Origin of the sequence: Caulobacter sp. S45 (genome assembly GCF_009765965.1) — a bacterium.
Classification (GTDB): Bacteria; Pseudomonadota; Alphaproteobacteria; order Caulobacterales; family Caulobacteraceae; genus CAHJWH01.
Genome location: NZ_LMUL01000005.1, coordinates 129714 through 141588, shown reverse-complemented (window position 1 = coordinate 141588; position 11875 = coordinate 129714). Strand labels below are relative to the sequence as shown.

Annotated in this window: 13 protein-coding genes and 3 pseudogenes; 6 read left to right on the top strand and 10 right to left on the bottom strand. The window is 66.8% G+C overall.

The window, feature by feature from the left end:
- Positions 1-153 precede the first annotated feature (153 nt).
- Together GSQ87_RS03725 and GSQ87_RS03720 are read left to right on the top strand one after the other, a co-directional pair.
- A pseudogene (locus tag GSQ87_RS03725) lies at positions 154-603 on the top strand (transposase); the annotation flags it as partial.
- 85 nt (positions 604-688) lie between these two features.
- Positions 689-1297 (top strand): hypothetical protein, encoded by a 609-nt coding sequence (locus tag GSQ87_RS03720; RefSeq protein ID WP_254062725.1) that lies wholly within the window; start codon positions 689-691, stop codon positions 1295-1297.
- Positions 1298-1314: 17 nt separating this feature from the next.
- Here GSQ87_RS03720 and GSQ87_RS03715 read toward each other — a convergent pair whose 3' ends face one another.
- Positions 1315-1668 (bottom strand): response regulator, encoded by a 354-nt coding sequence (locus GSQ87_RS03715; protein WP_216838954.1) that lies wholly within the window; start codon positions 1666-1668, stop codon positions 1315-1317.
- Positions 1669-1787: 119 nt separating this feature from the next.
- Between GSQ87_RS03715 and GSQ87_RS03710 the strand changes: the two genes are divergently transcribed.
- Positions 1788-2621 (top strand): exodeoxyribonuclease III, encoded by an 834-nt coding sequence (locus GSQ87_RS03710; protein WP_158913334.1) that lies wholly within the window; start codon positions 1788-1790, stop codon positions 2619-2621.
- Positions 2622-2623: 2 nt separating this feature from the next.
- Positions 2624-2956, top strand: coding sequence for a hypothetical protein (locus GSQ87_RS03705; RefSeq protein WP_174241394.1), 333 nt, complete (start codon positions 2624-2626; stop codon positions 2954-2956).
- A 3-nt stretch (positions 2957-2959) separates the two neighbouring features.
- Here the strand turns inward: GSQ87_RS03705 and GSQ87_RS03700 are convergent, their stop codons facing one another.
- Entirely contained in the window at positions 2960-3793 is an 834-nt protein-coding gene (locus GSQ87_RS03700; protein ID WP_158913332.1) for an aldo/keto reductase, read from the bottom strand.
- An 84-nt stretch (positions 3794-3877) separates the two neighbouring features.
- Here GSQ87_RS03700 and GSQ87_RS03695 point away from each other — a divergent pair, with 84 nt between their 5' ends.
- Complete coding sequence (locus tag GSQ87_RS03695) at positions 3878-4558, top strand: alpha/beta family hydrolase (RefSeq protein WP_216838953.1); 681 nt, start codon at positions 3878-3880, stop codon at positions 4556-4558.
- A 5-nt stretch (positions 4559-4563) separates the two neighbouring features.
- Here the strand turns inward: GSQ87_RS03695 and GSQ87_RS03690 are convergent, their stop codons facing one another.
- The 8 genes and pseudogenes from GSQ87_RS03690 to GSQ87_RS03660 all read right to left on the bottom strand — a co-directional run bounded on the left by GSQ87_RS03690 (position 4564) and on the right by GSQ87_RS03660 (position 9389).
- Complete coding sequence (locus tag GSQ87_RS03690) at positions 4564-4827, bottom strand: DksA/TraR family C4-type zinc finger protein (RefSeq protein WP_158913328.1); 264 nt, start codon at positions 4825-4827, stop codon at positions 4564-4566.
- A 123-nt stretch (positions 4828-4950) separates the two neighbouring features.
- A complete protein-coding gene (locus tag GSQ87_RS03685) occupies positions 4951-5526 on the bottom strand; it encodes a YbhB/YbcL family Raf kinase inhibitor-like protein (protein ID WP_158913326.1) in 576 nt (191 codons plus the stop codon).
- Positions 5519-5743, bottom strand: coding sequence for a hypothetical protein (locus GSQ87_RS03680; RefSeq protein WP_158913324.1), 225 nt, complete (start codon positions 5741-5743; stop codon positions 5519-5521). Before GSQ87_RS03680 ends, GSQ87_RS03685 begins: the two co-directional genes overlap by 8 nt.
- Before the next feature lie 13 nt (positions 5744-5756).
- Positions 5757-6932, bottom strand: a complete 1176-nt coding sequence (locus GSQ87_RS03675) for a zinc-dependent alcohol dehydrogenase (RefSeq protein WP_158913323.1) — start codon at positions 6930-6932, stop codon at positions 5757-5759.
- 35 nt (positions 6933-6967) lie between these two features.
- Positions 6968-7360, bottom strand: a pseudogene (locus tag GSQ87_RS03670) (SRPBCC family protein); the annotation flags it as partial.
- 28 nt (positions 7361-7388) lie between these two features.
- Positions 7389-7481: pseudogene (locus tag GSQ87_RS23045) on the bottom strand (cyclase); the annotation flags it as partial.
- Between the two features lie 79 nt (positions 7482-7560).
- Positions 7561-8604, bottom strand: a complete 1044-nt coding sequence (locus tag GSQ87_RS03665) for an SDR family NAD(P)-dependent oxidoreductase (protein ID WP_158913321.1) — start codon at positions 8602-8604, stop codon at positions 7561-7563.
- On the bottom strand, positions 8604-9389 hold the full coding sequence (locus tag GSQ87_RS03660; protein WP_158913319.1) for an SDR family oxidoreductase: 786 nt from the start codon (positions 9387-9389) through the stop codon (positions 8604-8606). Before GSQ87_RS03660 ends, GSQ87_RS03665 begins: the two co-directional genes overlap by 1 nt.
- Positions 9390-9717: 328 nt before the next feature.
- Between GSQ87_RS03660 and GSQ87_RS03655 the strand changes: the two genes are divergently transcribed.
- Entirely contained in the window at positions 9718-11793 is a 2076-nt protein-coding gene (locus GSQ87_RS03655) for an ATP-dependent helicase (RefSeq protein ID WP_158913317.1), read from the top strand.
- Positions 11794-11875: the final 82 nt, after the last annotated feature.

Here is an 11875-nt window from a genome sequence, read left to right as displayed (position 1 = left end):
GAAGACCTCCTGCACGAGCGAGGGATCGACATCTGTTACGAGACGGTGCGCAAGTGGGTGGACCGCTTCGGCCCGATGTTCGCCTCCGAGATCCGCAAGCGACGGGTCGAGGCCATGCGCCAGCACACCCATTGGAAGTGACGCCTCGACGAGGTCTACGTGAAGATCAACGGCGAGATGCACTACCTCTGGCAGGCGGTAAATCACGAGGGTGAAGTGCTCGAGTCCTTCGCCACCAAGGATCGAGACAAGGCCGCCGCGCTGAAGTTCATGAAGAAGATCATGAAGCGCCACGGGTGCGCCAAGACCATCACCACCGACGGCTTACGGTCCTATCGAGCAGCTATGAAGGAGCTGAGCATTGAAGATCGTCAGGAGGTAGGCCGGTGGGCCAACAACAGGGCGGAGAATTCCCACCAGCCCTTCCGACGACGAGAACGGGCGATGCTGAGGTTTAGGAGGATGAAGACACTCCAGCAGTTCGCCTCGGTCCACGCATCCTTCCACAACCACCTCAACCAGGAGCGCCACCTCGTCAGCCGACAGACCTACAAAGATCGACGCTCAGCCGCGCTGGCTGAGTGGCGGCAGGTCATGGGGTAGAGCTAGCTCGGGTTTGGGAGAGCTACGTCTGAGCGGAGACAAGTTCGCGTTGGACTGACAGCACCCTACATCCAGTTCGACAGGGTTGAGGCCTTGGTGGCTGCGGCGCAGACCGGCGCCCCTGGAGCTCCATCCCTGGAACTCCGAACCGTTTTCGCCCGAGCAGCCCGGCCGGCTGGTGTTCGACCTGGATCCGGCGCCGGACGTCGCCTTCGATGTCGTGATCGAAAGCGCGCGGGAAATCCGCGACCGCCTCGAGGAGCTGGGCTTGGTCAGCTTCTGCAAGACGACCGGCGGCAAGGGCCTGCATGTAGTCACGCCGCTGGAGGCCGAGGGGATCGATTGGGCGGTGGCCAAGGCGTCCGCCCGCGACGTCTGCAAGGTGATGGCCGCCGAGGCGCCCGACCGCTACCTGATCAACATGGCCAAGAAGGAGCGCACGGGCCGCATCTTCCTGGACTACCTGCGCAACGACCGCATGGCGACGGCGGTGGCCCCGCTCTCGCCGCGCGGCCGCCCCGGCGCGCCGGTCTCCATGCCGGTGACTTGGACCCAGGTGAAGAAGGGCCTCGATCCCAGCGTCTACACCGTGCGCACCGTCCCGGCTCTGGTGAAGAAGCTGAAGGCCTGGGAGGACTACTGCGACGGCGAGCGGCCGCTGGCCAACGCCATCAAACGCCTCGGCAAGGTCTAGGACCCCGCGTGCGTGGCTCAGTCCTCCGCTTGTGTCAGGGTGCGGACCAAAGTCAGCAGATCGTCGGCACGATAGGGCTTGCTGAGGAATACGCCCTTTGGCGGCATGTCGCCGGGCCCTGGGCGGACGTTCCCGGACGCGACGAGGATTTTTACATGCGGCCAGCGATCGTGGACCAGCTGCGCCAGGCCGAGGCCGTCAGGCGTTCCCGGCATGTTGATGTCGGTGAACAAGACCATCACCTCGGCTTGGGCCTCGAGACACTGCAAAGCCGCGCCGGCATCGGCCGCTTCTATCACCCGATAACCGCCGAATTCAAGAATATCGCAGCCGACCATGCGGACAAGTTCTTCATCGTCGACGATCAACACTGTGGTTGGGCCTGGAGAATTCATACTTCCCGAACCCCTCGCAGTCGGCGACGTTCCGCTCTTCCCGTTGGATTTCCAAAGAAGCATCAAACGCGTAGCTGGGATCGGCGTCGGCCGGTATGAGGATCGCCACCTTCAATATCAACAATATCAACAAACGGCTGGCCAACCTGCTGGACTGGCTGGCGACGGCGGAGCCCGACGTGGTCTGCCTGCAGGAGCTGAAGGCCGAGGATCGCGCGTTCCCGCTCGCGGCCATCGAAGCCGCCGGCTACGGCGCAGTTTGGCGCGGGCAGCGGACTTGGAATGGCGTCGCCATCCTCGCCCGCGGCGCCACGCCCGTGATCACCCGGCGCGCGCTGCCGGGCGACCCGAGCGACGACCAGGCCCGCTACATCGAAGCTGCGGTGAACGGCGTCCTCATCGCCTCGATCTACCTGCCCAACGGCAATCCTCAGCCAGGGCCCAAGCTCGCCTACAAGCTGGCTTGGTTCGAGCGGCTGATCGACCACGCCGCCGAGCTGATGGCGGCAGGCGTCCCCGTGGTGTTGGCCGGCGATTACAACGTCGTGCCGACCGAGGCCGACATCTGGCCGGGGCATCATGAGCAGGACAACGCCCTGCTACAACCCGAGGCCCGCGCCGCCTTTCAGCGCTTGTTGGACCAGGGCTGGACTGACGCGCTGCGCGCCCTTCAGTCCGAGGGGCCGCTCTGGACCTTCTGGGGCCATCTGCGTCATCGGTGGCCCAACGACAAAGGCATGCGGCTCGACCATCTGCTGCTAAGCCCCGACCTGGCCGGGGGCGTCAGCCGAACCGCGCGGGGCGGGGAGGGGGCAAGCGACCACGCACCCACCTGGATCGACCTGCAGCCCAAAGCGGGTCGGAAAGCGGGGGCGACCTTGCGGCGCGCTCCGCCCTCTTGCGGCCCTCCCCGACCGGTCCAGCGCTAGGCATGGCCAAGCACCCCGTGACGCCTGATGGCCGCTACTTCGTGGTTCGCGGCCGTCTTTGGCGGATGGCCAACCCAAACCTGCCGGACCAAGAACGCCAGACCTTGGTGAAGCAGCTGATGAGCGCGCGCCGGGCCGTTCGGGCGGCGCATGCGGCCGCGGATGAGGCCGCGGAGGCCGACGCCCGTGCAGCCGTGGACCAGGCCAAGCGGGCCTTGGGCGAGCGGGGACCGGTTTGGTGGACGGATGGCGCGCCGGACCTCAATCGCCACATGGCGCGCAACACCGTTTACGCCGCGTGGTTCGCGGCGCTGGACCGGGACCCCGGGTCTTAGGCCTCAGAGCATGGCGAGACGGGTGCGCCGGTTCGGCGGAGGGAAATCCGCATCGATCGCCGCGAGATCCTCCGCATCGAGCGTAAACTCCGCGGCGTGGAGGTTGGCCTTCACATGGGCCTCGTCAGCGGCCTTGGGGATGGCGATGACATTGGGGTCGCGTAGCACCCAGGCCAGCGAGACTTGGAACGGGGTGACGTCGTAGCGCTTGGCGATGGCCGCGAGGGCGGGGGACTCAGGCAGGCGGCCCTGGCCAACCGGGCTATAGGCCATCACCGGAATATTCCGCTCAGCAAGCTTGGGCATCAGATCGAACTCCGCCCCGCGCTCGGTGATGTTGTAGAGGATCTGGTCGGTCGCGCAGCGCTCACCGCCGGCGAGGGCCAGCTCCTCCATGTCGCTGCTATCCAGATTGCTAACGCCCCAGCGCCGGATCTTCCCGGCTGCGATCAGCGCCTCCATGCCTTCGACCGTTTCCGCCAACGGGATCGAGCCGCGCCAGTGCAGTAAATAGAGGTCGAGGTGATCGGTCTTCAGGCGGCGCAGGCTGGCCTCGCACGCCCGCTCCAGCCGTCCGCGGCCGGCGTTTTGTGGATAGGCCTTGCTGACCAAGAAGACTTCGTCGCGAAGGCCAGCCAGCGCTTCGCCCAGCAACGTCTCGGTGGCGCCGTCACCGTACATCTCGGCGGTGTCGATCAGGGTCAGGCCAAGCTCGACCCCAGTGCGGAGCGCGGCGATCTCCTGGCTGCGCAGGCGGGCGTCCTCGCCCATGCGCCAGGTGCCCTGGCCAAGGGCTGGAATCGCAGACTGGTCGGGAAGAGAAACGGTTCGGATCATCGCAGGCCACTCGTCGATCAAGGCTGCCCAGAACGCATCAGGCCCCGGAAATTTCCGCTATCGTAGGGCATGGATACGCAGCCCTTGAAGATCGAAGTCCCCGATATCGGCGAGGTGTCCGGCCTTTGGCAATCACCGGCGGAGGCCTCGGCCTGCCTCGTTCTGGCCCATGGCGCCGGGGCGGGCATGACCCATCGCTCGTTGGCGGCGATCGCCGATGGCCTGGAAGGTCTCGGCGTCGCTACCCTACGCTACCAGTTTCCGTACATGGAGAAGGGCGGCAAGCGGACAGACAGTCCGCCAGTCGCGCACGCCACGGTTCGCGCCGCCGTCGCGGAAGCCAGGCGGCGGTCCGAAGGCGCGCCCCTTTTCGCCGGCGGCCGATCGTTCGGCGGCCGGATGGCGTCGCAGACCCAGGCGCTTGAGCCGATTCCCGGCGTCGTCGGCCTGGTCTTCTTCGCCTTTCCCCTACACCCGGCCGGCAAGCCCTCGGTGACCCGGGCGGAGCACCTGGCCGCCATCACCATCCCCATGCTGTTTCTGCAGGGGTCGAACGATGCCTTGGCCGAACTGGAGCTTCTCCGTCAGACGGTCGATGGGCTGGGCGGTCGCGCCAACCTCGACCTGATCCCGGACGCCGATCACGCCTTCCATGTGCCCGCGAGGACGGGGCGCAAAGATCCCGACGTCCTCGCCGCCTTGCTGGCGGCCGCCGCCAGATGGATGGCGACCGTGTCCGCATCTTCCCTATCCGACGGCCGATAGGCCCGTCAGCGCAGCTGGCTGTCCTTGCTGCCGCGTCGATTGATCCCCACCAGCACGATGCGACTGTCGCGGCCGGACTGACAGCTGACACAGGTGCGGGCGCCCGGCAGCGCCTTGCGGCGTGCTTCCGGGATGTCCTCGCCGCACTCGACGCAGTGCTCCGCACCCTCACCGACGGGCAAGCGCGCGCGGGCGGTCAGCACCCCGTCGGTGATGGTGTCTTCGATTTGGTCCAGAACGGCGCCTTCGTGCGCCCAACCGGTCGCCATGAGATCTCCATTGAGTGGTGCTTCCGGGTTCCTAAATAGGCGGCCAAACGCCAATCCAAGCTGAGCTTGTCGCCACCACGGCAGAACCGGCTTGGCGGCCGTGATGACGCCAGGAGTCGTTGGTCAGATCCGCTCGTAAGCGCCAACCAGGACGCCCTTGGCCAGGACGTGGCCGGTCATCGCCTTGACGACGGCCAAGCGGCCGGGCGAATGGTCGAAGTCCAGCTTGCGATCGAGCGCGAAGATCTGGAACGCATACAGGTGAGGGCCATGGCCAGTCGGCGGGTCGGGCGGCAGATAGGCGGTCTGCAGGAACGAGTTGCGGCCGAGATTCTCGTCCAGGCCGTCGTGGTCGGGACTGCGGAACAGGCCCTCGTCGAGCGAGGTCAGGTCTGGCGGCAGATCCCAGGCCAGCAAATGAACCAGGGGCTCGTGGCTGGGCGCATCGGGATCCTCGACGACCAGCACCAGGCTTTCGGCGTCCTGTGGTGCGCCGCGCCAGGCGAGGGGCGGGGAGATCTTCTCGCCGTCGGCGGTGAACCGGTCGGGGATGTCGCCCCCGTCGGCGAACGCCGGACTTTCCAGGGCGATGGTGTCAGGAATCTGCGCGAAAGCGTCGTCTTCGATGACAATCTTCTCGTAGCCGGCGCGAACGCCGCGGAGGGCGTGGCCAAGGCCGCGGGGCATTTTCTCAAGCATGCGGGGAGGCCTCTTGTCCGAGCCGGTCGAGCGCCTCGCCCAGGACGTCCTTGTCGCTGAGGAACAGCGCGGCGAACGGGACGGACTCGCAGCGGTTGGTGCCGTGCCCGTCCTTGGCGAGGATCAGGTCGAAGTTGGAGATCGAAATCTCCAGGCCTTCGGTCCGTGCGGCGGCGTCGGTGAGGCGTTTGGCCAGCTGATCGAGATCGAATTTCATCGGCCGGCTCCGTTCAATTCGGCCGAAGGACCACCTTGGTCCATTCGTCCTGTTCGTCGTGGAAGTTCTTGTAGGCGCCGGGGGCGTCTTCCAGGCCCAGCCGATGGCTGATGATGAAGCTGGGATCGATCTCGCCCTTGAGGATCTTCTCCAGCAGGGGGGCCAGGTACTTGTGCATGTTGGTCTGGCCCATCTTCATGGTCAGGCCCTTGCCGAAGGCCGCGCCGAACGGGACCTTGTCGAGTAAGCCGCCATAGACGCCGGGGATCGACAGCACGCCGCCGGGCTTGCAGGCCAGGATGGCTTCGCGCAGCACGTGGGGGCGGTCGAAGCTGAGCTTCAGGGTCGTCTTGACGAAGTCCAGGACGTTGTCGACCGCCCAGCCGTGGGCTTCCAGGCCGACGCAGTCGATGCAGTGGTCGGGGCCGCGTCCGCCGGTCATCTCGGTGAGCGCCTCGTTGACCCGAACCTCCTCGAAATTGATCACGTCGGCGCCCGAGGCTTTGGCCATCGCCAGACGGCCTGGACGGTGATCGATGGCGATGACGCGCTCGGCCCCCAGCAGGAAACAGCTCTTCACGCAGAGCTGGCCGACCGGCCCCATGCCCCAGATGGCGATGGTGTCGCCCTTCTGGATGTTGCAGTTCTCGGCCGCTTGATAGGCCGTGGGGAAGATGTCGGACAGGAACAGCACCTGCTCGTCGTCCAGGCCGTCGGGGATCTTCACCGGGCCGACGTTGCCGAACGGGATGCGGACCAGTTCGGCCTGGCCGCCGGCATAGCCGCCCATCATGTGCGAATAACCAAACAGGCCGGAGCCCGCGTAGCCATAGAGCGCCTCCATCATCGGCGCCTTGTCGGCGGGGTTGGAGTTCTCGCAAGCGCTGAAGAACGACGACTTGCAGTGCAGGCACTGGCCGCAGGCGATGGTGAAGGGGTTCACCACGCGGTCGCCGACCTTCAGGTTGGAGACCTCCGGCCCGACTTCGACCACCTCGCCCATGAACTCGTGGCCGAGGATATCGCCCGAGACCATGGTCGGGATCACCCCGTCATACAGGTGCAGGTCCGAACCGCAGATCGCGGTCGCCGTGGTCTTGATGATGATGTCGTGCGGATTGACGATCTTGGGGTCGGGCACGGTGTCGACGCGGACGTCGTGCTTGCCGTGCCAGGTTACGGCGCGCATCGGGGTCTCCTGAGGGATGGGGGGACAGGCGGCGGTCAGCGGGTCTCTGCCGCCTTGGCCTCGTCCGAGGCGTCGGCCTTCTTGAAGCGCGGCGCCGCGCCGGCTTCGTACTCAGTGGTGGCGATCTCGCCGGTTTCCAGCAGCATCTTCAGCCGGCGCAGGTCGCGCTTGGCCTGCTGGCCCGGTTCCTTCTGGAACAGGGCGGCGACGACCTTGCCCAGGGCGCCGGCCGGCGGCTCGTAGACCAGGGTGGCGTGGACTTCGGTCCCTCGCCCGCCCGGCGCGTCGCGGAACTCCACCCGCCCGAGGTTCTTGACCTCGGCGTCTTCGGTCGTCCGCCAAGCCAGCAGCCGGCCGTCGTCCTGCTCGGTCAGCTCCGAATCCCACCGAATGGCCGGCGGGCGCCTTGACCACCCAGTGCGAACGCCGGGCGTCGAGCACGTCGATCCGCTCGATGTTCTCCATGAAGCGGGCCAGGTTGGAAAAGTCGCGGAAGAAGGCGAACACCTCTTCCCTGGGCCTGCCGATGGTGACCGCGCGGACGGCCATGGCCTCGTCGCTCTCGCGATCGGCCTTCTTGCGTCGTGCGTCGTCCGGAACGGCTTCGCTGGAGATCATGGGTTGGCCCTCAAACGTCCTTGGCGCTGTCGCCGCCGGTGACCTGGTACTCCGCGCCCGTCACTTGGGCGGCGGCGTCCGAGGCCAGAAAGACGGCGGCCGGCGAGATGTCGTCAGGTTGCAGCCAGCCGACCTTCAACGGCACCGTGGGCGCGCGGATGTCCCAGGCCTGCTGCGGCGTGGGGTCGGCGATCTTCTGGCCTTCCTCGCCGACGCTCTCGGAGAACCGCTTCTCGTATCGGGTGAGGGCGGTGTCGACGAGGCCGGGCAGGAGGGCGTTGACCGTGATGTTGTGCTCGCCCAACTCCATGGCGGCGGACTTCATCAGCCCGATGATCCCCCACTTGGACGCCGAATAGCTGGAGGCGTCCTTGGTGCCGTGCAGGCCCTGCATCGAGGACAGGACGATGATCCGGCCCTTCTTGCGCGCGACCATCTTGGGGGCGAAGGCGCGGATGGTGTTGGCCGTGCCGTTGAGGTTGTTGTCGATCACGTCGCGCCAGTCTGCGTCGGTCATCTCCAGCAGGGGGACCCAGCGCTGGATCGCGGCGTCGGCGACCACGATGTCGATCTTGCCGTAGCGGCGGTCCACGTCGTCGGCGATGCGGCGCAGGGCGGCGATGTCGCGGATGTCGGCCTTGATCGCCTCGCCTTTTCGGCCATAGGCCTTCACCTGGCGGACGGTCTCTTCCAGGTCTCCCGGCGTGGCCGGCTTGGCGTTGGACGCGGTCGAGACGAAGCCGCAGATGTCCAGGCAAACCACGTCGGCGCCGTTGGCGGCGTATTCCACCGCGATCGCCCGGCCGATGCCGCGCGCCGAGCCGGTGACCACGGCCACCTTGCCCTGCAGCATCGAGCCGCGCCCTGGCTTGATCGGGCCGGCGCTCTGATCGGGCGAAGGCTCGGGCATGGCCTTGCCGTCCAGTTGGCGCGGCTCGGTGTCGGAACGACCGTCAGGCGTCGGCGCGGCGGCCGCCGCACCGGCGAAGGCGGCGCCGGCGACGGCTCCACCGACGAGAAGCTTGCGGCGCATGGCGTTGGGCTCGCCGTCCATCACTGCTTGCCCGAGCCGGGTTCGGCCATGCCGCGATGCATCTCGGCCAGCTGGGACTGCGGAGTGACGGCGGCCACGGCGGCCTGGAACTTGTTCTTCAAGCCGGCGACCACGTCGCCCTCGCCCTTCATCATGGCGTCGAAGCCGGTCTTGGCGACCTTGGCCGGATCGGACTTCTTGCCCTGACCAACCTTGGTGTCCATCAGGTCGGCGCGCTCGAAGAACTCGGTGTCGACCGGGCCCGGCATCAGGCAGGTCACCGACACGCCGGTGTCCTTCAACTCGTTGCGTAGGGCGAAGGAGAAGCTGTCCACGAAGGCCTTGGTGCCGTTGTAGACGGCCTGAAAGCTCCCCGGCATCAGGCCGGCGATCGACCCGGTAAACAGGATGCGGCCGCGGTCGCGGTCCCGCATGCCCTTGGCGATGTTGTGGACCAGGAAGAGCGTCCCGGTGATGTTGGTGTCGACGACATGGCGCGCTTGCTTCCAGTTCTCATCGAGGAAGCCGTGGCCAAGGCCGTGGCCTGCGTTGGCGCAGAGGATGTCGATGGGTTCATCGCCGATCAGGTCGAGCAGCTGCTGCACGCCCTCTTCCGTGGATAGGTCGGTTTGAACGGCGCGGACTTGCGCGCCGAGGCGCTCGAAGGATTGCTTGGCTTCAACGATCGTCGGCTCGTCGGCGGCGATGGCGAGATCGTAGCCATTCTCAACGCAAAGCTGGGCCAATTGGTAGCCGATGCCGGAACTGGCGCCGGTGACGACGGCAAGCGGACGCGGGCTTGTCATGAGCTGATCTCCGATTGAAATCCGTAAACAGCTCCATGCCGACACCGTTCCCCAGGCCCAGAAAAATCCCAGCTTAGCAATAGGTTAGGTCCTCTGAAGCCGGTCCCCACGGGCATCCGTGTGAGCGGCGCGGCGCCCGGACTGATCGGGACCCTCTGCAGGTCGGGGCCGGCGAGCCGCAGCCGCCCGAAGATCACGTCTTCATCCCAGGCAGAAGTTGAGACCATCCGCTCCAGTCGCCGCCCATCTTCGGCCGACCGAATTGGGTTTGCGAACAAAACGGGAAACTGCGACGGTGGCGGACCGCTTCGCTTGAGCTCGTCCGCCGATGGTCGCCGCCTATCTTGATGCCCTGAACCCGGAGCAACGACAGGCGGTCGAGCATGGCGTCGAGGCGGGGAGGGCGGAACCGGCACCGCCGCTGCTGATCATCGCCGGCGCCGGGTCTGGCAAGACCAACACCCTCGCGCACCGGGTCGCCCACCTGATCGTCAACGGCGCCGATCCGCGGCGCATCCTGTTGATGACCTTCTCGCGGCGCGCCGCCAGCGAGATGACGGGTCGGGTCGAGCGGATCGGACGGCGGGTGATGGGCGACAAGGCGTCCGTGCTGACCGACGCTATGGCCTGGGCCGGGACCTTCCACGGGGTGGGCGCGCGGCTGCTGCGCGACATCGCCGAGCAGATCGGGCTCGACCCGGCCTTCACGATCCATGACCGCGAGGATGCGGCGGACCTGATGAACCTGGTCCGCCACGAGCTGGGCTACTCCAAGCTCGACAGCCGCTTCCCCGCCAAGGCGACCTGCCTTTCGATCTATTCGCGGTGCGTCAACGCCCAGGCCCCGCTGGAGGAGGTCCTGCGCACGGTCTTTCCGTGGTGCGCGACCTGGGCGGCGGAATTGCGCACGCTGTTCGCCGGCTATGTCGAGGCCAAGCAGAAGCAGAACGTGCTCGATTACGACGACCTCCTGCTCTACTGGGCCCAGGCGGTCACCGACCCGCACCTGGCCGCCGAGATCGGCGAGCGCTTCGATCACATCCTGGTGGACGAGTACCAGGACACCAACCGGCTTCAGGCCTCGATCCTGCTGGCCCTGAAACCCGATGGCCGCGGCTTGACCGTGGTCGGCGACGACGCCCAGTCGATCTACGCCTTCCGGGCGGCGACGGTGCGCAACATCCTGGATTTCCCCGGCCACTTCACGCCTGAGGCCACGGTGCTGACCCTGGAGCGCAACTACCGCTCCACCCAGCCGATCCTCAGCGCCGCCAATGCCGTCATCGAGCTGGCGGCCGAGCGCTTCACCAAGAACCTTTGGACTGAACGGCAATCCGATGGGGCGCCCCGCCTAGTGACTGTGCGCAGCGAGACCGACCAGGCGCGCTATGTGGTCGAGCAGGTCCTGGCGCGGCGCGAGACGGGCACGGCGTTGAAGCAGCAGGCGGTGCTCTTTCGCACCTCCAGCCATAGCGGTGCGCTCGAGGTCGAGCTGACCCGCCGGAACATCCCCTATGTGAAGTTCGGCGGCCTGAAGTTCCTCGACGCCGCCCACGTCAAGGACGTGATGGCCGTCCTGCGCTTCCTGCAGAACCCGCGAGACCGTGTCGTGGGCTTCCGGGTCATGCAGCTGATGCCGGGTGTGGGGCCGGTCTCGGCGCAGCGGGTGCTCGACCACATCACGACGGCTCCCGATCCCCTCGCGGCCCTGGCCTCGGCGCCCGCGCCGGCGCGCATCGGTCCGGACTGGGCGGGTTTCCTCGAGCTAGTCGCCGATCTGGCCAATGGCGACCTCAGCTGGCCAGCCGAGCTGGAGCGGGCCCGGCAATGGTATGAGCCGCACCTGGACCGGATCCACGAGGATGGGGAGATCCGGCTCGGCGACCTGCTGCAGCTGGAGCAGATCGCCGCCGGCTATCCCTCGCGGGAGCGCTTCTTGACGGAGCTGACCCTCGACCCGCCCGACGCGACCTCCGATCAATCGGGCGTCCCGTTGCTCGACGAAGACTACCTGATCCTTTCCACCATCCACTCGGCCAAGGGCCAGGAATGGACCTCGGTGTTCGTGCTGAACGCCGTCGACGGTTGTCTGCCGTCGGATCTCGGGACCGGCCAGACGGCCGAGATCGAGGAGGAGCGGCGCCTGCTTTACGTGGCCATGACCCGGGCCAAGGACGAGCTGCACATCATGCTGCCGCAGCGGTTCTTCACCCACAACCAGCAGGCCCAGGGCGACCGACACGTCCACGTTTCGCGGACCCGGTTCATCCCGAAGGGTCTGCTCGGCCTTTTCGAGAAGACGTCCTGGCCGATGGCCGTCCAGCCTGCGCCCACGTCGACGCCCGCCCACGCGCCCCGGATCGATGTCGCCGAACGGCTGAGGGGCATGTGGTGGCTCGCCTGAAGTGCTCCACGGTTCTCGTTCCGTTCAGGGTCTGGTAGCCTGACCCCATGGACTGGTCTGACCCCCGCGAAGTGATCCACCT